The organism is Paenibacillus sp. V4I7, from assembly GCF_030817275.1.
Classification (GTDB): Bacteria; Bacillota; Bacilli; order Paenibacillales; family NBRC-103111; genus Paenibacillus_E.
Map to the genome: position 1 here is coordinate 2,599,989 of NZ_JAUSZD010000002.1, position 20,815 is coordinate 2,620,803.

The 20,815-nt window shown below is 45.3% G+C and carries 15 protein-coding genes and 1 pseudogene; 13 read left to right on the top strand and 3 right to left on the bottom strand.

Features of this window, described 5'->3' with window-relative positions; genetic code table 11:
• Positions 1 to 8 precede the first annotated feature (8 nt).
• The 13 genes and pseudogenes from QFZ80_RS13000 to QFZ80_RS13065 all read left to right on the top strand — a co-directional run bounded on the left by QFZ80_RS13000 (position 9) and on the right by QFZ80_RS13065 (position 17,286).
• On the top strand, positions 9 to 1,220 hold the full coding sequence (locus tag QFZ80_RS13000; RefSeq protein WP_307559237.1) for an ROK family transcriptional regulator: 1,212 nt from the start codon (positions 9 to 11) through the stop codon (positions 1,218 to 1,220).
• Positions 1,207 to 2,337, top strand: coding sequence for an extracellular solute-binding protein (locus QFZ80_RS13005; protein WP_307559240.1), 1,131 nt, complete (start codon positions 1,207 to 1,209; stop codon positions 2,335 to 2,337). The genes QFZ80_RS13000 and QFZ80_RS13005 overlap by 14 nt, the downstream gene beginning before the upstream one ends.
• A gap of 65 nt (positions 2,338 to 2,402) precedes the next feature.
• Positions 2,403 to 3,485 (top strand): ABC transporter ATP-binding protein, encoded by a 1,083-nt coding sequence (locus QFZ80_RS13010; RefSeq protein ID WP_307546253.1) that lies wholly within the window; start codon positions 2,403 to 2,405, stop codon positions 3,483 to 3,485.
• Positions 3,486 to 3,500: 15 nt separating this feature from the next.
• Positions 3,501 to 5,231 carry an ABC transporter permease gene (locus QFZ80_RS13015; RefSeq protein WP_307559242.1) on the top strand — a complete coding sequence of 577 codons (1,731 nt, stop codon included), beginning with the start codon at positions 3,501 to 3,503 and terminating at the stop codon, positions 5,229 to 5,231.
• Positions 5,232 to 5,308: 77 nt separating this feature from the next.
• Positions 5,309 to 7,834, top strand: coding sequence for an NEW3 domain-containing protein (locus QFZ80_RS13020; protein WP_373460071.1), 2,526 nt, complete (start codon positions 5,309 to 5,311; stop codon positions 7,832 to 7,834).
• A gap of 62 nt (positions 7,835 to 7,896) precedes the next feature.
• Positions 7,897 to 8,676 (top strand): creatininase family protein, encoded by a 780-nt coding sequence (locus QFZ80_RS13025; RefSeq protein ID WP_307559244.1) that lies wholly within the window; start codon positions 7,897 to 7,899, stop codon positions 8,674 to 8,676.
• Positions 8,663 to 10,171 (top strand): argininosuccinate lyase, encoded by a 1,509-nt coding sequence (gene argH, locus QFZ80_RS13030; protein WP_307559246.1) that lies wholly within the window; start codon positions 8,663 to 8,665, stop codon positions 10,169 to 10,171. The genes QFZ80_RS13025 and argH overlap by 14 nt, the downstream gene beginning before the upstream one ends.
• The gene (locus QFZ80_RS13035; protein WP_307559248.1) at positions 10,171 to 11,157 is read left to right on the top strand and encodes an N-acetylglucosamine kinase; all 987 of its coding nucleotides are present in this window, start codon (positions 10,171 to 10,173) and stop codon (positions 11,155 to 11,157) included. The genes argH and QFZ80_RS13035 overlap by 1 nt, the downstream gene beginning before the upstream one ends.
• A gap of 21 nt (positions 11,158 to 11,178) precedes the next feature.
• A complete protein-coding gene (locus QFZ80_RS13040) occupies positions 11,179 to 11,922 on the top strand; it encodes a PIG-L deacetylase family protein (protein WP_307559250.1) in 744 nt (247 codons plus the stop codon).
• 174 nt (positions 11,923 to 12,096) lie between these two features.
• Positions 12,097 to 12,881 (top strand): annotated as a pseudogene (locus QFZ80_RS39315) (glycerate kinase).
• A gap of 291 nt (positions 12,882 to 13,172) precedes the next feature.
• A complete protein-coding gene (locus tag QFZ80_RS13055) occupies positions 13,173 to 16,172 on the top strand; it encodes a carbohydrate binding domain-containing protein (protein WP_307559254.1) in 3,000 nt (999 codons plus the stop codon).
• 665 nt (positions 16,173 to 16,837) lie between these two features.
• Positions 16,838 to 17,065, top strand: coding sequence for a hypothetical protein (locus tag QFZ80_RS13060; RefSeq protein ID WP_307546247.1), 228 nt, complete (start codon positions 16,838 to 16,840; stop codon positions 17,063 to 17,065).
• 86 nt (positions 17,066 to 17,151) lie between these two features.
• The gene (locus tag QFZ80_RS13065; RefSeq protein ID WP_307546246.1) at positions 17,152 to 17,286 is read left to right on the top strand and encodes a hypothetical protein; all 135 of its coding nucleotides are present in this window, start codon (positions 17,152 to 17,154) and stop codon (positions 17,284 to 17,286) included.
• Between the two features lie 205 nt (positions 17,287 to 17,491).
• Here QFZ80_RS13065 and QFZ80_RS13070 read toward each other — a convergent pair whose 3' ends face one another.
• The 3 genes from QFZ80_RS13070 to QFZ80_RS13080 form a co-directional block, all read right to left on the bottom strand.
• On the bottom strand, positions 17,492 to 17,713 hold the full coding sequence (locus QFZ80_RS13070) for a hypothetical protein (RefSeq protein WP_307559256.1): 222 nt from the start codon (positions 17,711 to 17,713) through the stop codon (positions 17,492 to 17,494).
• A gap of 115 nt (positions 17,714 to 17,828) precedes the next feature.
• Complete coding sequence (locus QFZ80_RS13075; protein WP_307559258.1) at positions 17,829 to 18,926, bottom strand: DUF5667 domain-containing protein; 1,098 nt, start codon at positions 18,924 to 18,926, stop codon at positions 17,829 to 17,831.
• 460 nt (positions 18,927 to 19,386) lie between these two features.
• Positions 19,387 to 20,811 (bottom strand): aminotransferase-like domain-containing protein, encoded by a 1,425-nt coding sequence (locus QFZ80_RS13080; protein ID WP_307559259.1) that lies wholly within the window; start codon positions 20,809 to 20,811, stop codon positions 19,387 to 19,389.
• Between the last annotated feature and the right edge of the window lie 4 nt (positions 20,812 to 20,815).

Here is a 20,815-nt window from a genome sequence, read left to right on the forward strand (position 1 = left end):
TGAACAAGGTGCTTGGTCGCAACCAAACTGGAAATAGCAGGCTCGTAAAGCAATTGAACAGACAGGAGATTCTGCGTAAGCTGCGGGAAAATAAGCGGATTTCGAGAGCAGATTTGGCGAAGCTAACGGAGCTAAGCCGTCCATGTGTATCTGCGCTGGTCGATGAAATGATGAAGGAAGGGCTAATCCATGAAGTTGGTGTAGGGGAGTCCAAAGGCGGAAGGAAGCCGATCCTGCTTGAATATAATTTTCAAGCTTATGGAGTCGTTGGGGCGATTTTTGAGGGTAGTACGCTGTATATGTCTATCGCGGATCTAAGTGGAGATTTGTTAGTTGATTACAACTTTCGCCTGCAACAACCAACTAATGGAGATATGGCCATTCGTTGTCTGGAATTGGGTCTGCAAACTTTGCTTAGCAAGAGTGGGTTCGAGAAATCTCGATTGCTAGGTGTTGGTTTAGGTTTACCCGGAATTACACAGCGTCGCGATGGAACCGTGAGTTATGCGCCAAGCACAGGTTGGATGGGGTTACCGGTGAAACAGGAGATTGAAGCGCGATTAGGTCTACCTGTTGTAATTGATAATGATGTTAATTTGATGACATTAGGGGAGTTTCATAAGGGTGTCGGCAACGGTGTTAAGAATCAGGTTTATATGTATGTAGGAACGGGAATCGGTGCGGGAATTATTCTAGATGGCCAATTTTATAGAGGTTCGCGTGAAGCATCTGGGGAGATCGGATATATGATGGTGGGTCAGGCAAAGAAGCTTAACCGGGGTGAATATGGCGTCTTTGAAAGGAATTATTCCGTTCCAGTCATCCAAGAAAAAGCCAGGAAAGTGCTGCCTTCCTTGGTGGAAGAGCTGGGTGTGATTAAACAACTAATCCTCCATACGGAGGATGGCCACGTAGAGGCAGGGCGATTATTGAATGACATCTATAGACATTGGGCCTACGGAATCGCGAATATGGTCAGTATACTCGATCCAGATTTGTTGATTTTAAGCGGTGAGATGATTGACATCGAAGAAAGCGGTGTTGAGAAGATCCAAGGTATGTTGACGGAATGGGTTCCGTACGTACCCCAAATCAAGCTGGCGGCACTAGGCTACAAAGCGGGCATCATCGGGGCGATTCACAGTGTCCTAGAAGCTTTCCCCGTAGTAAATTCCAACAAAATATACCTTTCGGGAGGTTATGTGAATGAAAGCAAGTAAGGGGAATGTGTCCAGAATGCTCGTAGGCATTCTAGTCAGCATCTTGATGGTTGTGATTACAGCTTGCGGAGGCTCCACGCCGAGCTCAGGAAATGCTAGTCCAGCACCTACGGAGAAGCCTTCGGACAAACCGGCAGCTACGGAGGCGACAAAACCTGCAGAGAAGCAAAAGCTTGTTATTTATACAGCTAGAGATAAAAGTGTTGTCGATGAAATTATACCAAAATTCAATGCGAAGCATCCGGAAGTTGAGGTCGAGGTATTAACGATGGGAGCGCAGCAGATTCTGGAGCGTGTACGGGGTGAAAAGGCTAACCCTCAAGCAGATTTCTGGTGGGGTGGTACCCAATCCGGTCTGATGACTGCGGCGAATGAAGATCTCTTGGAAAGCTTCAAGCCAAGTTTCGCAGACAGCATACCCGCTTTGTACAAAGATGCTAAGGATCGTTGGTATGGTGAAATGCTGCTGCCCGAAGTGATCATGTACAACTCCAAAGCACTTAAGCAGGAGGACGCTCCTAAAGATTGGGACGCACTTCTTGATCCGAAATACAAAGGGAAAATCATCATTCGGGGCGTGCTTGCATCAGGAACGATGAGAACGATTTATTCCGCTATGATTTTCAAGGAAGGTGCCGCCGATCCTACAAAAGGGTATGACTGGCTAAAGAAGTTGGATGCAAATACGAAGGAATATGCACAAGATCCTACCAACTTATACTTAAAATTAGCTCGTGAAGAAGGAACACTTTCGCTCTGGAATTTGCAGGACATTATGATTCAGAAGCATTTGAAAAATCAGCCGTTTGATTTTATTTATCCAACAAGCGGGGCTCCTATCCTGGTGGACGGTGTAGGTATGGTGAAAAATGCCAAGAACAAAGAAGCGGCGAAGAAATTTTATGAATTTCTTTTCGACTCGAAGCTTCGTGTAGAGCTGGCAGAGAAATTATTTCAGATCCCTACGCGTTCGGATATTAGTAAAGACTCACTTCCAGCTTGGTTGAAAGGCATTGAACTCAAGCCGATGAATATCGATTGGACGGTTATGGCTGAAAAAGAGAAGGATTGGATGCAGTATTGGGATGAGAGCATTAAAGGTAAGGGCGCGAAATAAGCGTAACATCCGTTCGGGTAGAGATAGCTCCTCTACCCGAGCTTAAAGTAAGGGAGGTACTGTACGTGATCGAAGTCGCTCTAGAACATGTAACCAAGCAATTTGGGAAAGTATCGGGCGTTCAGGATGTGCATATCCGGATTAAGCCCGGTGAATTCTTTACTTTCCTTGGTCCCAGCGGATGTGGAAAAACAACAACTTTGAGAATGATTGCCGGCTTTTACTATCCAACCTCTGGACGTATCGTATTTGGCAATCAAGACGTAACGACAGTGCCGCCCCATAAGCGCAATACGGGAATGGTGTTTCAGAACTATGCCTTATTTCCTCATCTGACGGTATTTGAGAATGTGGCCTTTGGTCTCCAAGTTAGAAAACGGCCGAAAGAAGAACGGCTTCAAAGGGTAGAACGCGCCTTACAGCAAGTACACTTACAGGGTTACGGAAATCGGCGTATTGACCAATTATCAGGCGGTCAGCAGCAGCGTGTTGCGCTTGCCAGAGCACTCGTTATTGAGCCGAATATTTTACTGCTAGATGAGCCATTATCCAACTTAGATGCCAAACTGAGAGAAGAAACACGCTTGGAGATTAAAAGGCTGCAGCTTGAATCTGGCATTACAACGATTTACGTGACGCATGATCAAGCCGAGGCGATGGCGATGTCGGATCGGATCATGGTCATGCAAGGCGGTATCGTACAGCAGGTTGGAAGACCGGAAGAAATCTACAACCGACCTATTAATCGTTTTGTCGCTTCCTTTATAGGCGAGTCTAATTTGTGGAGTGGAACCGTGGAGCGTATAGAAGGAGATCAGGTCTATGTTAGAGTTTCACCTGATCTAGTTCTATGCGGGTTGGTGAATCATACGGCACCTAATTGTCACCTGTTAGAGGGCGCACAAACCACTCTGTCTATTCGTCCTGAGGCGGTACGCGAGGCACCATCCGAATCTTCACCATCGGAGAATACGTTCTTAGCTAAAGTTGTCATCGCAGAATTCACTGGGGTGAATGTCAATTATTTGACGGACGTATCCAGTAGGCCCTTGAAAGCGATGTTCGTCAATCAGGGACATCAAGTACGTCAGCGAGACGATACACTTGCGATGCATATACCAAAGGAAAGCATTTACTTTTTAGAATAGGCGGAGGATGAGAACATGACCTTTAAGAAACCAGAATCTCCTCAACCTGTGATCAAACGGCCATCCATCACATCTTCGCCTCATTTCGTATATGTATTAATTGCTCCCTTGTTTCTGGTACTGCTGGCCTATGTACTATTTCCGCTGTATCAGACCTTTATTCAGAGCATTCAAATGGAAGGTAAGTTTACTTTTAAAAACTATGCACGGTTTTTTAGCTTGGAGCATACCGCCAATTTGGAAGCCCTCTGGACCAGTGTATATATATCCGTTCTTAGTGTAGTGACATGCGCGATAGTCGGAGTTACCATGGCTTTTCTATTGGAACGCTATGAGTTTCCAGGCCGCAAGGCTCTGACCGTGCTTGCCATGGTGCCGATGGCGCTGCCACCGCTGGTAGGCGTACTTTCATTCACTTTTCTATATGGAGAAAGCGGTATTATTCCGCGGACGCTCAAGCTTTGGTTGGAGATGGACCACGTACCGTTCTCGCTAAAAGGTGTATGGGGCGTTCTTATGGTTCACACCTTTACGATGTACACCTATTTCTATATGACCGCTTCCGCTGCGATCAAGGGGCTCGACCCTTCACTGGAGGAAGCAGCAGCAAGTCTTGGAGCCGGACGTCTTTATATCTGGCGGAGAATCATATTACCCATGCTCACTCCAGCTATCGTGGCTTCGTCCTTGCTTGTCTTCATGATTGCCATGGCTTCTTATACGGCTCCTCTTATCTTCGGAATCGACAGAACGATGACGATGCAAATCTATTTGTCCCGAACCAATGGAAATTTGGATATGGCGGCCACGCAATCCACCTTATTATCCATTGTTTCCATCCTGTTTCTCATTATTATGCGCTGGTATCAAGGCTTGCGAAATTACCAGAACTTGAGCAAAGGAGTTAGTGTACATCGGACCGAGGTTAAGAGTGCATGGGGGAAATATACGGCTATGTTCCTCTCTACGCTAGGCGTCGTCATTCTGCTCCTGCCTATTCTGGTATTGATTCTCATATCCTTTTCCACTGATGGTACATGGACGACACAAATACTACCGCCAGAATATACGTTTAGTCATTATGTGGAATTGTTCACGGACAGCAAAACGTGGCGACCTATTGCGAATAGCTTCAAAATGAGCTTTGTTGCAACGGTTGGCAATGTGATATTCGGTGTTGCTGCTGCCTATGCGATCGTTCGCCTCAAATTTAAAGGGAAGACATTGCTTGATGTGTTTATTATGCTCCCTTGGGCATTACCAGGAACGGTTGTAGGGATTAATTTAATTACTGCTTTCAGTACACCCTCTGCCTACAGTTTTGGGCAAGTTCTTGTAGGGACGTTCTGGATTTTGCCACTAGCCTACTTTGTGCGTCATTTACCGCTTGTGTTCCGCTCAACGTCGGCTACGCTTATGCAGATGGATCCTTCGATCGAAGAGGCAGCCCGTAATCTGGGAGCTTCCTGGTGGTATTGCTTTCGTCGAATCGTATTCCCCTTGTCGCTTAGCGGAATCTTAGCGGGAACTTTATTAGCCTTCGTAACAGGCATCGGTGAATTCGTATCGTCAATTCTGTTGTTTACATCTAGAACAGCTCCGATTTCGGTGGAAATTTTTCAAAGAATGTATGCGTTTGAATTCGGAACCGCTTGCGCCTATGGCGTTCTTCAGATCATCCTCATTATCATTGTTCTCTTTATCTCTAAAAAATTGACCGGTGACAAAGCGGGTACAGCTGTGTAAAGGTTGATCATTCCGCGGGAACTCCTAGGGTTCATGACCGCTGCTTGATGATAAAAGGTGAATAAGGAGGAGTTAAAGTGAAGAAAGGTACATGGATGAAAGTTTTTACTAGTGTCACTAGCGTTGCCGTATTAGGTACCTTGCTGCTTCCTAGCATGGCGCAGCCGGTTAGCGCCGACAGAGGCGTTATTGATCTCTGGAAATCGATTAAACCACTCACGACCATCGCGAGTGCTATGAACACAGGAGCTCACCCTGATGATGAACATAGTGCTATGCTTGCTTATCTTTCATTAGGAAGAGGGGTCAATACGTTAAGTATCATTGCAAACCGTGGGGAAGGGGGCCAGAATGAGATCGGCAGTGAACTAGGTAATGCTTTAGGCATTATTCGTTCACGCGAACTGCAGGAAGCTTCCAAAATTACGAATGTCACGTTGGGTATGTTAAGCGAGCAAATTAATGATCCGATATTTGACTTCGGTTTTTCAAAAAGTCCTGATGAAACACTGCAAAAGTGGGGAGATTCGGTGGTTTATGAAAGACTTATTCGGAAAATCCGAGAGTTGCGGCCTGACATAGTCATTCCTTCTTTCCTCAACGAAGAATCGACACATGGTCATCATCGTGCCATTAACGTTATCACCGTTCGTGCGTTCAAGGATGCAGCTAACCCTGAGGTGTTTCCAGAACATTTGAAAAACGGCCTGCAGCCTTGGCAAATAAAGAAGCTGTATCTTCCTGCGAATGATAAGGATTATAACGTGGCTGTACCTGTAGGAGATTACGACGAAATTTACGGCGCTTCTTATGTTCAATTGGGAGAAGAATCCCGTTTTATGCATAAGAGTCAAGGGATGGGAAGGCATGTTGATGAAGGGTCGAGCTTCAACTACTACAAATTAAATTCATCCGTTAAATCCGAAAAGGAGAACGATTTCTTTGACGGCATCGCTTTCTCCTTCGACGATTTGGCGAAAGAGATAGAAGCGAAGGGCAAAGATAACAAAGTGATCAAAGATTTGCGAGCCCTCCATAAAGATGCGGAAGAAGTCGTTAACGCATACCCTGTGTTCTCTGAAGTGGCACGAGAGGTGCAAGAAATGAAGGCGGATGTAGAAACGGCTGTGAGCGATGTGAAGGCATCCACACTAGATGCAGGCATCAAGTCCGATCTGCTGTATCGCCTCCAAGTGAAGGAAGCTCAATTGAACAAAGCAGGAATGGAAGCTGCGTCATTAGTTGTGAAGGTGAAATCGGAAACCGGCGAAATCGTTGCAGGTCAAACGGTCAAGATGGTAGTCACCGCGTACAGTGGCGGCAAGAACAACCTCAAGCACATTGGGCTACAACTGAATGTGCCTGAAGGCTGGACGGCGAAAGCAGTCGGAAATACCAAGTTTGACCAGCTAAGCTACAATCAAACAGTTTCTGCCACCTTCGAGGTTCAAGTCCCTAAGAAAGCAGCAGAGTTCCAAGTATATCAACCATCTGTAGTAAGTGCGGATGTCTTGTATCAGTTAAATAATGTTTCAGGAAAAATACGTGTTACCCCATCGAATCAAGTGGCTGTGCTCCCGGCCTTCGCGATGTCGTTAAGTCCTGATGCAACAGTGCTTAATACATTGAAGACGGAAGAGCCTCTTCCAGTCAAGGTTACAGTTCGCAACTATTCGCCAGGCGCAACCAAAACCTCTGTTTCCTTAAATGTGCCCAAAGACTGGCAAGTAACACCTGCATCTCAAGAAGTAAGTTTCGCAGCTAAGGGTGAGACGAAGCCAGTTTCGTTCCAGGTAAAAGCTCCTGCTGGAACAGCAGTTGGCAAATACACGGTAACAGCGGTAGCAACAAGCGGTGATGTAACCAGTAAAGAAAACGTACAAATTATCGACTATCCACATATCGGCAAAACCTATTTGATTCAGCCAGCAGAATTAAAGATTCAGGCATTTGATTTGAAGGTGCCTACGGGTTTGAAAGTAGGATATGTATCCAGTGGATTCGACAATATTGACCAGTACTTAACCCAATTTGGCGTAAACGTTACGAAACTCGACGAGAAAGCGATCCAATCAGCTGACTTATCTCAGTATGACACGATTGTATTGGGCATTCGGGCATATGGTTTCCGTCCAGAACTGCTTTCGAGTAATCAGAGACTTCTCTCCTATGTAGAAAACGGCGGTAATCTGGTCGTTCAATATCATAAGCCAGAAGATAAATGGAAGCCTGAACTTGCCCCTTATCCGATCAAAATTGGTACGCCTTTAATTCAATGGCGTGTCACGGATGAGAATTCCAAAGTAACGATGCTGGCGCCTGATCATCCGATCTTTACGACACCAAATCAGATCACAGAAGCAGATTGGAACGATTGGATTCAAGATCGCTCGGCTTACAACCCGTCTGAATGGGGCAAAGAGTACACGCAGCTTATCTCTAACGGCGATGCAGGAGAAAAGGAATTTACCGGAACGTTCTTAAGCGCAAAATACGGTAAGGGAACCTACACCTACAGTTCGCTAGTTTGGTACCGTGAAATTCCTAGCCTAGTCCCTGGTTCTATTCGCCTCTTCGTGAACATGATCAGCTTAAAGCAATAGTCATAACTACATTGGGAGGCCTGAACGGGCCTCCCGATTTACCAAACGGGGGAATCAAGCCCATGGATATTAGGGAAGTACATGGTCGTGATCTACAAACTGTATTAGAAGAAGTCCGTTTTGCAGTGGTGCCGCTAGGATCAATCGAGTATCACGGGCCGCATTCACCACTCGGTACGGATGTCATTCTTGCGAATGGTTTCGCTGAGCGTCTCCATCCTGGATTGAAGCCGCTCATTTATCCCGTCATCCCGTATACGGCTTGTCCTGGAAAAACCCGTCATTATCCAGGAACAATCTCCGTAAGTCCGTCTATCATCACCGATTATTTATATGAAATTGTTAACGGGATCTGTCAGTTGGGCATCCGAAATGTGCTGTTGTTAAACGCGCATGATGGGAATATGGGTGTTTCCAGAACAGTAGCTGAAGCCATTACAGCAACCTATAAGGACGCTAGTGTTCTATTAGTGAACTGGTGGCAAATGGTAATAACACAAAGTGCCGAAGAAGCAGGAATCTTTATAGGAACAACTGGCAGAGGCCATGGAGGCCCCTATGAAATGTCGGTGGTCAAAGCATTTCGACCAGATTTGGTTCATGTAATTGACAGTGATGTAGACCTATCAGCCAATCATTCACTTTCGAATCTGCCTTATGTATTGGTGGAAGGCAGTCCAGCAGGATGGAATGGCTACACGGGGCATGTCCAACAGACGTCTTTAGAAGCAGGAGAATGGATTATTGCGGAAGCAGTCACCAACTTACATCAATTACTTGAAAACTGGTTAAAGAAACCAGAAATGAAAAACGGAGGTGACCAATTGGATGGTAAATCGTGAGTCTATTATGGAAGTTGAAGGTAAAGCATTTCCTGGTAAAACATATACAGAAGCTGTTCTAGAACCTGCTTACAATGAAGCCAAACAGCATTTATTGGATGCCATGATGGCCATCAATAAGGCACATTTGATCATGTTGAAGGAGCAGCAATTGATTTCACACTATGAGGCTAGCCAGATTGCGAAAGCCATTGTACATCTTAACCTTGATCTTCTCCGTCACTCTAACTATACGGGTGAGTTTGAGGATTTATTCTTTCAGGTGGAGAGCCAGCTGCAGCAGCATGCAGGTGATGTTGCGGGGAATTTGCATCTAGCGAAGAGCCGTAACGATATGGGTGTCACTATTTATCGTATGGTACTTAGGGAGAAGCTTCTGGTCACGATGCAATCCGGTTTACAGTTACGTAAGCAGCTTCTGCAATTCGCAGAGGAGCATATTCATACGTTGATGATTGGCTACACACATACCCAGCAGGCGCAGCCAACGACCATGGCTCACTACATTATGGCTGTTGTTGACTCGCTTACAAGAGACATCCGCCGGATGACGGCCGCTTACAATAATTGTAACCGCAGCAGTATGGGAGCTGCTGCGCTTACAACGTCGGGTTTTCCTATCAATCGGAACCGAGTGAAAGAGCTTCTAGCCTTCGACGAGCTTGTAGAGAATTCCTATGATGCGATTGGTGGAGCGGATTATTTGGGAGAGGTTGCTACTTCCATTAAACTTGCAGCCATCAACCTAGGGCGAGTCGTTCAAGATTTATTGCTCTGGTGTACACAAGAGTTCGCCGCTATCAAGGTAGCCAGTCCTTATGTACAGATCAGTTCCATCATGCCGCAAAAGAGAAACCCTGTTTCTCTAGAACACATGCGCGCCCTTCTTTCTAGCTGCGTAGGCAACGCGGATTCCGTGCTTGCGATGATGCATAATACGCCTTTCGGCGATATTGTAGATACCGAAGACGATATGCAGCCTTACGCATGGAAATCTCTTGAACTCATGGACAAGATCTATCGACTACTTACCGTCGTAGTGGGGACGATGGATGTTAATAAAGAGGTACTTCGTAAACGGACAGAAAGCAGCTTCGCTACCGTTACCGAACTGGCGGATACGTTGGTAAGAACGGACAAACTCTCCTTCCGAACTTCTCACCATATTGTTAGTTCAGTCGTAAAGAGAGCGATGTCGGAAGGGTTAGCTGCGAATGAAGTAACATGGGAACTCGTCAATGAAGCAGCTCGCGAGATCATCGGTCGTAATTTGATGATGGATATAGACACCTTGGCACAAGCCTTAGACCCTGAGAACTTTATTCAAATTCGCTCCTTGCCAGGAGGACCAAGCCCCCAAGAGATGATTAGAATGATTCAGATACGTTGTAAGGAACAACTAGCTCTGGATCAATGGTTAACAAAATCGGATCATAAAAGCCGAACCGCGCTGCAGACTTTGGATGAAGTCATGAGGGAGTGGGGGAACCCGTAATGTCAGCAAAAAAGTTGCCATTTCTTGCTGTGGACGGAGGAGGAACAAAAAGCCTGTGCTACTTCTTCGATGAGCAGGGTCAGATTCGAGGACAGGGTAGGTCAGGGTCTTGTAATTATCAGGGGGTCGGGAAAGAAGCAGCCGTGAGGGAGCTTATCCATGCGATTCGAAATGCTTTGGAGGACGGCAAATTAGTAGGAAATGGGGAGGTTGGCGAAACAGAATTAGAAACAGATTGTGCCGCATTGGGGATCGCCGGTTTGGACACCGAATATGACCGCAGGATCATCCTAGCGTTGGTCGAAGAGGCTCTGCAGCATTTACGTATACGCGCCAAACGTTTAATTATTGAAAATGACGGCTTCGCAGCATTACTAGGGGCAACCAATGGTCAGCCAGGCATTCTTATGATTGCTGGAACGGGATCCATCGTTTATGGCGTTAATGATCAAGGCGTGGTTGCCAGAGCAGGAGGGTGGGGACACCGAGTTGGGGATGAGGGAAGCGGGTATTGGATCGGTAAACAAGCGATCATTCACATTTTGAAAACAATGGATGGACGGGTGGCCCCGAACAAACTGGCTGAGCATGTTTTACCTTATTTGGATCTGAAAGATCCGGAGGATTTATTTAATTGGACATACAATTCGAGCTATACTGTGGAGAAAGTAGCTGAATTGTCTAGTCTCGTTTCACAAGCTCATACGCAGGGCGATCAAGTGGCTCAATCCATCATGATTCAGGCAGCCGAACAATTATTTACTTGTGCTAAGGCTGTCATTGAGCGAATAAATTTATATAGACAACCTTTTCAAATCATTTTGCAAGGCGGCGTATTACAAAATAATGTGTTTGTGAGGGATTATGTAACGAACCAATTCAACACCTTTGCGCCATCCGGACAAATCGAAAACAAGAATAAGGAGCCTATATACGGAATGATGGCTCTGGCTCTAGATCACTATCAGAAATTTCGTGATGGATGATTAGTCCAATGGAGGGATCCTATGAAAAAAAGGCTGTTGTTCGTTTTTGCCCATCCTGATGATGAGTCATTCGCTTGCGCCGGCACCATGGCAAAATATAGGGAAGCCGGTCACGACGTCAATTTGATTTGCGCAACCTCTGGTTGCGGGGGAAAGTCTGGCGAGTACTTAGTAACCTGCAAGCAGGAACTTGCCACGCTAAGAGAGCAGGAATTGTCGAAGGCTTGCGAAGTCATAGGCGTAACTAACTTGTATTTGCTTCATTACGCGGATGGCAGTTTAATTAACCAGGATATCAACGAAATGGCCGCAAAAATTGAATCTACGATTATGCAGCTGCAGCCGCACGTCATCGTTACGTTTCCTCCAAACGGAGTTACTGGACATCGAGACCATATCGCCATATCCCGGGCTACAGAACAAGCGGTTCTTCAATCCGAGCAGAAATTGATGACCACTCATTATTCTACCTTGTTTTTCGCATCGATTCCTCACTACTATGATTATTGCGCAGATTCAGCACCAATCGGTGCAGTCCCCATAACTGGAAAAGTGAACATAGTGAATCAGCGTGAAACAAAAGGGCGTGCGCTTCACGCTCATCGAAGTCAAATCTATTCCGTAAACCGAGCCTATCCAGGTGTTATGCAAGGAGATTATGGGGTTATCGGACAATATGAGTACTACACGAAGGTACGGGCAGACGGACTGTTTGAAGACATTCAGGAAACCTCGGAAGGAATTCCAGAGATAGAGCTTTGTTAACGAATGAGCAGATGATACTAAAAGTGAAGTTTAACAAAAGGCAGTTGGAGACCTTAAACCGATGAATAATCCTACATGGATTGTATATCGGTTTTTTTGTGTTACCTGTATAAGTGACAAATCATAGTTGGAACCCTTCATTCCGTCATCGTAACGGATCCGCATGGGCAAAAGATTAAAGCAAGCTATGGTGAACTGGGAGATGGAGAAACCGTCATAATAGAAACGGCTGCTGCATCTGGGTTAGCTTTGCTTCCAAAAGAAGCTTTAAATCCCTTACACGCAACCAGCCGAGGCACAGGGGAATTGATAGCTGCAGCTTTATCTGCCGGATATCGTAAATTCATCATTGGTCTTGGTGGAAGTGCAACGAATGATGGTTGAATGGGACTATTGCGATCACTTGGTTATGAATTTTATGATGTTCATAATCACAAACTGCCGGAGGGAGGAGCGGCTTTGAGGGAGTTACATCGGATCGATGAAACCAACGCGGATCATCGGTTACTTGCCTCTTCTTTCATAGCTGCGACAGACGAAACCAATCCTTTATACGGCCCAAATGGAGCATCTGTCGTGTATGGTCCCCAAAAAGGGGCAACATCGCAGATGATACTCACATTAGATGAGGCTTTAAAGCAATATGCTGAGGTCATCTATCAACAAAAGCTTAGAGATGTTAAAATGCTGATTTGATCATTACGGGTGAAGGAAGATTAGATCAGCAAACTCTTTCTGGCAAAGTAATCTCAGGTGTTTGCAAAGCTGCACGTGAATATAAAGTTCCCGTCGTTGCCCTTTGCGGTGAGCGATTGCTTTCGGGTAATGAACTGGCGGAATTAGGCGTTAAGGCTGCTTTCTCAATCGTACCTGGACCTGCATCCTTAGAAACCTCGATCCAAATGACGAGTGAATGGGTAACAGATCAAACTGAACAAATGATGAGACTGTTGGCTTAAGGACGAAGAGAACCTTTCTAATAAAAAATATTTTTTTTGCATGATTCTTGACCGGCCAGTAAAATATATCTTGAAATTTTATACACTGTATCTTGAAATTGTCGACACTTTCTAGAAATGATGACATATTTTAAACGCACGTGTGGGCTTAAAATGAGAGTAGAAGGGGGGGGGACTTGACGAGAAATGTAAAATAGGCCTCATTGGGTAGGAAAGGAGTTCGTAAACGCAATTCGGTATCGACAGATTCACGATTGACCGCAGCCAAACTTTGTGTGAGGAGTGGTAATTATGAAAGCAATTACGTTTCGCCCCATGTGGATTCGCCTCGTTTGTATGGTGTTTAGTTGTTTGCTTATCATCAGCTGTTTCCAGAACCTCGATGCTCGCGCATCTGGCATCACGATAGCTATCCCCAACTCTTCTTTCGAGGATGCCGGAACCGGCATACCGCATTGGACCACACACCCCACGTACGGCCAAAACACAGCAACCGTCTCGAGTGAGCGAGCCTACACTGGCTTGAAAAGTATGAAAATGGTGGATACCAGTTCTACGGCTTCACTAGCTCGGGTTAGCGAAAAGGTTAGTATTACAGAGAATGAAGAGTATACCGCTTCTACTTTTGCTTATATTGAGCAAGGATCGATTGATGTTTGGCTCATCTTCTATAACGGCACCACGGAAACGATTATTGCTTCCACTGGCGTTACGCCAACACTCAATCAATGGACGAAGAGAACTATTACAGCAAAAGCTCCAGCTGGTACGACACAAGTAGCGGTCATGGTTTACAGCTCATTAGCGGCTGTTACGAAAGCCTATGTTGACGATGTTTCAATTGGTCAAACCGTTAGAAATGCAGGCTTCGAAGACTTGTTAAGCAATACTTGGACAGTGTCCTCTGGTGCAGCCGTTTCGACGGTGCAGAAGGCGGGGGGAACCTTCAGTCTTAAACTGGACGATTCCAGCCCAACCACTGTTAGCACTGCGGAAAGCTCGAAGGTAACGGTTTATAATGGCACAAGAGTCGGAGCTACGGCCAAAATATACGCGTCCAGCGGCTCCGGGCTGAGCATCCACCTTCTTTTCAAGAATGACGCTGGAATTGTCCTTAAAGATGCAGCAAACGATTTCACGGGCATTGCTTCACAATGGACCCCGGTTTCTGTATCCGCTACCGCCCCTTCAGGCACAACAACTGTCTCCGTATATCTAACAACGGGGATCACAACGTCGATGGTCGCTTACGTCGATGATGTGACGCTGGATCGTCCGATTGAATACAATCTCGGTGTTCAAATTATGAACAATCCCCTCGACGTCGCTGTATTCGGCAAAGATGCAAGCGGTAACACGGATCTAATGTATGTTGGTTCCAGCGGGTTTCCGTCCAAGTTGGTGGTTTACGATGCCCGAACGGGTGAGCTGTTGGATGATCGAGATCTCATGGTTGATCCGAATAACACTAAGATAGAAGCAGTCTGGGGAATGACGGTGGCTACTGATAAGTCCGTCTATTTGGGAACGGCTAACAAGAAAACGATGTTTCGGTATCTCCCCGGCACAGTTAGCACGGTTAATGGGCAAAAAGTAATTACTGGCAGCTCGTTAGTGCCAATCACCCTACCAACCGGAATGGACGTTATTTGGGATGTAACGGCGGGAAGCAACGGAAAAGTCTACGGCGGAACTTCCACCGGCGGCAAAGCGTACCAGTACGATCCGGACGGAGGGACTGTCGTCTTAAATAGTGGCCTACCCATCGTCAGTGGCCTTGATTTCGTGAGGTCGATCGCTTATGCGAGCGATACTGAGGTTTATATGGGTATGGGACCGACCTCGAATGCGACAATCATACGCTTTAATCCGACGAATGGAACTAAAACCACCATTTCCCCGGCAAATTATGGCAGCAAGTTTGTGCTTGGACTCGATTATATTTCGAACGGATCGGCGTCGAGGGTGTTCGCCCAGCTATCGGCGGGTCCAACGCTGGTTTTGGATAGCACAACGGGTGCGATTGCCTCTTCCTTAAGCGATATCGACTCACGTGGCGTATCGATGAAACACCCTTCGGATGACAAAGTGTTCTACACGAAAGGGAATAATCTTTACAGCTACGATATTTCAACGGCAGCAGAATTAACTCTGGGCGATGTAGGAGGAAGCGCAGCTGGTTATACTTTTTTGACCGATGCAGGCAACACTTATCTGTATGCTGCGCTTAAATCAGGAAAAATTTTGAAATATAAGCTCGCAGCAACGCCTACAATTGATACGACGACATCGTTCGTAATTCCAGAATCTGTGACCAAAATCCGATCACTGGTCAAGGGACCAGCCGACAATATTTACACAAGCGGCTATTTGCTTGGAGGGATGGGCATCTATAATCCGGACACATCCGAAGAAAAGCGCTATAAAGGCGCAGGCCAAGCGGAAAACATGACAACAATGGGCAACAATCTGTATCTAGGCATATATCCTGGCGCGTGGATCAAAAAATACGATACAACGTCGACGTGGAATGTTACTACGAATCCTTCGCTCCTGTTCCAGGATATTGACGACACCCCTTACAAACAGGATCGTCCGTTTGGCATGTTAGCAGAACCCTCAATGAATCGGCTTTATGTCGGTTCAGTAGCGAGTTCAGGGAATAATAAAGGCTCCTTCACCGTCTATGACTTGTCTACTTCCCAACAAGTCACGACCATTAACGATATTGTTTACCATCAAAGTGTTATTTCACTTGCATACAAGAACAATAAAGTTTTTGGCGGCACATCTGTTTACGGGGGAATCAGCAGCACGGTTGATGCGACGGAAGGAAAAGTGTTCGTTTGGAATACAACGGGCGCCAACTCGACACCTGTTCCTCAATTTGTCCCAGCCCCGGGAAGAAAAGTCATCTCTGATCTCATCGTGGGTCCGGATGGGAAAATATGGGGACTTGCGGAAGGGAACTCGTCAGGCAATTCGTCCCATGATACGACCGCAGATTTGTTTATTATCGATCCGAATAATCCAGATGCTGCTCATACGACAGTATATCCCGACAAATTCAGCTCAATACCCGTGTCTTGGCAAGGTGGCAAGATGGTTGTCGGCAATGACGGTAACGTCTATGTGAGCATCGGTGCGAAATTGTACGGAGTTGACGCCAATTCTGCCAACAAAGATGCAGTTTCTTTAATCGGGGCAGGTGTGACGCAGCTGACAACGGATAAGTACGGAGATCTTTATTACGTGAAGCACGAAATTAATCTCTATAAATACGATAAATAAAGGACACTTCAGTTCGGGTTCATTCGGGGCTGTCCCAAAAGTCAATTCCATTGGATTTATTCCAATAGAAGAAAGAATTTCGAAGCCTGAAAGTCTATTCCATTGGAAAAATCCAATGGAAGTATGAATTTCGTTCTGAATACCGATTCGAATGTCCCAGAAGGTCTGTAGGACCTCAGGGGCTGTTCACAAGTAGATTTATCTACTTTTGAGACAGCCCCTTTTTTTCATCCCGACTATATCCCATGAAATAGTGGGAAAAATAAACCAGTCGTTGTTGAAACATTGACATGAAGGTTCCTTTCATCCCTCAAATCCGTTTATTATATAATAGGGCTCGCCCACGTTTTCACACTCGACCTTCGAGGCTATAGACCAAAAGCTGCCAACCTCGGCAATATTGACTATATCGGGCTGCTACCTGAATCGAGTCATGACGGATTGCCAGCAAGCCCTATCTGCTTACTACCAATTGACTGCAATCGAATGATGAGTAATAGAAAACTATAGTTTCATAATATTGTACTCTCTAGGCTGCCGGTGAATCGCTCAGCAGTCTTGTTCCGATGGGCAGTAATATTACACATCGCTGCATGCCACAAATTGCGGATTAACGCCGAATAACTATGTTAGAACTAAAACGAATCTGACATAGGAGTGTAGTTATGGAGAGTGAAATTGAATTGGCAGTGGAGAAAATTCAGCAACTGAATACGAGAACTCAAAAAGCAATGATGGAGTTAGTCCGAAAAAGCTTGAAAATGAACGATGACGAGTTCAATAAAGAACTGCTGGTAGCCTATGCTCATCAAAATCCGGTTCATATCTTGGAAATCGCTATCGCTCTAAAATATGAAGAGATTATTAAGGCTTTACCGGAGCAATATGTTTAGATTAATAGCTCCATAAGGAAAGACGGCGAAGTCCGTAGAAGGATACCAGAAGGACGACGAGGTACCGAGAGGAGAACGGAGAGCTCATGTCCGCCATTGTTGAATTCGAAAATAAAGAAATCGAAGTTAACGGAACCTATCAGAACAAGATCATTATCTCTGGCTTCTCGTTCCACTACTGGCCGAAGGATGATTGTAGAGGCAATACGAAATTCGTATAGCTCGTAGAGATCGATAAGCCAGCGAATTGACGGAAATGAGCCGTGCCTAGGGCGCAACCACGTTAGAAATAACGCTTCGTTGTGAGGGGGAGAATGAGGAAGAGGGGTGTCTTGTTGGGTGAAGCCTGCAATAGCAGCCGGTTTGGGAGGGCGGGTTTGAGTCGCTGAACTCAGTTCCCAAGCAGGTTATTACGATGAAGGTATATCAAATTCTATTGAGTAAAACCATCATTTCCTGCGTACCCCACGATGTGAAAGCCATGGCTTTGCGTAATATAACTTCTTCGGCAAAGAGCTTCTGGCCAAATTGAAACTGGCGAACAATGACATTAAACGGAGCTTTCGACTTGCTATGTCTAGAACTAATACCAAGGACGCTGACTTCATGCCATAATGATAGTTGAATAAAACAAGGAGCAGTCTGCATGCAGCTGCTCCTTGTTTTTATTAAGCTAAAGGACTGTTACGAAGAAAGAATTTTGTAGTAAATTGTAAGAGGACAAGAACATTTATCTTTTGAATCCGCGCGGCGAGTACTGGTATTATTCTTGTTTGCTACCTTTATTTTTATCGTGTCCGGAGCCGTTCCCTTTTTCGCCTCTGCTGTGTTGGCTATTGTTCTTTTTCTCTTTTGCTTTATCGGATTTACTCATATCCTGGTTGTCTTCGCCCATCTTCGTTTGATTTGCTTTTGCCACTACCAAGCGTTCCTGTTTCTCTTGATCCGAGATAGGCTCGTTTGTAACTGGTGTTGTAACTGGTGTTGGAGCTAGGGAAGCAATGGGCTGCTCTTCCTTAGTTGTTACGCTCTCATTCGTCTGCCCCAGTATCTCTTTAATTTCGATTTTGGACAGTTTTTTATCTAGATGATTAAACGATTTTTCTATATTTTTCATTAAAGCTAGCTGGGCTTTCGGATTTCCCACCTTTTCTAATGCCGAGGCCAAGGCAAGAATGTTGTGCTGCAAATCGGCCTTTACCTTCAATACCTTCTCCGGATTTTTCACTTCCTTTACAGGATTGATCACATCTTCGGCTTCAGTTTGCTCAGGATCTGCTGTCTGCTCACTGCCCGGCTTAGCTGCGGTAGTTGTTGCAGTTTCTTTTTGTGTTGAAGCCTCTACATTAGTAGCCGCCGCTAGTGTCTTAGTCTCTGCTAACGTAGTCTTTACGGTTGTCGAAATACCAGATGCCTGATCTGTTTTATGAACAGCACTTTCCTGAGTTTCCAACGACTTCTGAAGAGATAGAGTAGCCTCTTTCGTTTTTCCTTGAGCCAATAAGGCGTTAGCTTCTTCCAGTCGCTCTTGTGCAAATGCGGTAAGCAGTCTTGCCTCCTTAACGTCATTGACAGTTAGGGCAAATCGAATATTTTCGTACATTTCTTTTACAAAGTAGAAGAAATCTCCTGGTAAAAGATCTGGAGTCTTCGTTTCGGATTCGTTCAAAGTCGTGCCTGTTTGCGAGGAGGTAGTCGTATTCTGGGTGACGCTCACGGATGTGGGAGTAGACGACTGTGTTGTTGTAATCTCCGAACCCAATACAGTACCGGTGCCCATGCTAAAAACGAGTACGCTGAACATGGCGCTCTTGGCGAGAAGGTTGTACCTTTTGGGCTCTTTTGTTAACTTAAGTATCATGATTATTACCACCTTATGAATGTATTCTAGCTGCAGCTGATACTAATGTATACGAGATGCAAACGTATTTTCAGGGGGCAGGTAGGATTTAAGAACGCGGGATCGATCAGCAAGCATGTAGCAATCCGAAGAAATGGATCTTGTGTTAGCTAATGCTTTAGAAAATAAAAGCAAAGGCTCACAACCGGAAGTTGTTTTTCGCAATCACGAATAAAATCGGACGGTTCCATTCATGACAATGTTTTTTATAGCATTATTGATACAGAATGGCCAAATGTAAAAGAAAATCTCCATTACTTATTAGCAAGTAAATATTCATAAATATAGCACAGAGGCCAGGAATTTATTTTAGGAGTGAGCTCAAGTAAGCCGTTTATATGATGAGATTAAAATATACACACAACAATGAATCCCACCCTCAAGCTTAGTCTTGGGAGTGGGATTCATCGTCGTTCTGGGTTCAAAATCGTCGAGCGATATCTGTGAGAAGCCTAACTCCATCCCGCAATTGCCCTTCATTGACGAATGAATAGCTTAAGCGAATCCAGGACCGCATCTCTCTGAGCGGATCAAAGATGATACCCGGAACAAAAGAGACCGATTGCCGGACGCTTTCTTTCAAAAGCTCTTCTACAGGAAGTGCTTCGGGAAGCTTAAGCCACAAATTGAAGCCTCCTTTTGGACTGACCCAACTCCATCCGGTAGTGGACAATTCTTCCTCCACAATTTCTTTTCTTATTTGAAGGGCGATGCGCAGCTTCTCCAAGTGTTGCCTAATCCGCTCAGACTCGAAGTAGTGTAGAAAAATTTTCTGGTTGACCAGAGGAGTTCCGTTATCAGCCAATGATTTTGCGGTAATGAGTGGTTTTATCACGGACGGCCGACCGATGACGGCGCAAATACGCAGTCCTGGTGCCACAAATTTACTGAAGCTGCGGAGATATACAACCCAACCATCTGTATCGTAAGAAAAAATGGGCTGAGGAGGCGGCTGTTCAAAATACATCTCATGTATAGCATCATCTTCGATTAGTAAACAGCGATATCGTTCAGCCAGTTCAACAAGCTGCTTGCGTTGGTCTGGGGGAATCGTATACCCTGTCGGATTGTGAAAGGTAGGATTCATATAAAAAATTCGAGGTCGGTACTGTTTCATTAGCATCTCGACCTTCTCCAAATCATAGCCTTCAGGGTAAATGTCGACTGGAATAAACCGTGCCCCCTGTTGGCGGAATATATCAAGCGCGGCACTATATGTCGGCCTTTCTACCAAGATGAAATCCATCGGTCTGATGTATACCCGAGAAATTAAGTCAATCGCCTGCTGACCCCCAGTCGTAATCAATAGATCGCTTACTGTCAGTTGAATACTGTGCTGGCGCTTCATGTACTGGCAAAGGAATTCACGCAGTTCTTCATCCCCTTGAACACTGGAGTAGGTTCCCATTAATTTCGGATAGATGTCGAAAACTTTCTTTACATATTCAGATAGGTAAAGATTCGGCAGTAAATTCGGATCGATCAAGGATTGGGAAAATTGATAAATAACGGGTACCTGTTGAATTTCAGATAAGGAGTTTTTCAAGTGGCCGGAAGAGGCGATGGGGCTTCTCTCCGTATACTCGGAAATAATATGTTCCGTGAACTCAGGACTTACATAATAACCTGATTTCTCTTTTACATAGACCTTATCATTTTGTTTAAGCAACTGATACGCTCGAAACACCGTTAGCCGGTGTACCCGGAGCTCTTGGGCAAGCATCCTAATCGAAGGGAGCTTATCATGTGCTTTCAACTCTCCACGCTCGATTCTGGTGATGATATAATCATATGTTTGTCTAAAAAGTAGTTTGGTATCATTCGTCAATGAGTGTGTATTCTTCATACCT

Coding starts and splice junctions, on each gene's coding strand:
- QFZ80_RS13035 (WP_307559248.1), top strand. CDS start 10,171: ATGTCAGCAAAAAAGTTGCCATTTCTTGCTGTGGACGGAGGAGGAACA.
- QFZ80_RS13060 (WP_307546247.1), top strand. CDS start 16,838: ATGGAGAGTGAAATTGAATTGGCAGTGGAGAAAATTCAGCAACTGAAT.
- QFZ80_RS13065 (WP_307546246.1), top strand. CDS start 17,152: ATGTCCGCCATTGTTGAATTCGAAAATAAAGAAATCGAAGTTAACGGA.
- QFZ80_RS13070 (WP_307559256.1), bottom strand. CDS start 17,713: ATGCAGACTGCTCCTTGTTTTATTCAACTATCATTATGGCATGAAGTC.
- QFZ80_RS13015 (WP_307559242.1), top strand. CDS start 3,501: ATGACCTTTAAGAAACCAGAATCTCCTCAACCTGTGATCAAACGGCCA.
- QFZ80_RS13040 (WP_307559250.1), top strand. CDS start 11,179: ATGAAAAAAAGGCTGTTGTTCGTTTTTGCCCATCCTGATGATGAGTCA.
- QFZ80_RS13005 (WP_307559240.1), top strand. CDS start 1,207: ATGAAAGCAAGTAAGGGGAATGTGTCCAGAATGCTCGTAGGCATTCTA.
- argH (WP_307559246.1), top strand. CDS start 8,663: ATGGTAAATCGTGAGTCTATTATGGAAGTTGAAGGTAAAGCATTTCCT.
- QFZ80_RS13055 (WP_307559254.1), top strand. CDS start 13,173: ATGAAAGCAATTACGTTTCGCCCCATGTGGATTCGCCTCGTTTGTATG.
- QFZ80_RS13080 (WP_307559259.1), bottom strand. CDS start 20,811: ATGAAGAATACACACTCATTGACGAATGATACCAAACTACTTTTTAGA.
- QFZ80_RS13075 (WP_307559258.1), bottom strand. CDS start 18,926: ATGATACTTAAGTTAACAAAAGAGCCCAAAAGGTACAACCTTCTCGCC.
- QFZ80_RS13025 (WP_307559244.1), top strand. CDS start 7,897: ATGGATATTAGGGAAGTACATGGTCGTGATCTACAAACTGTATTAGAA.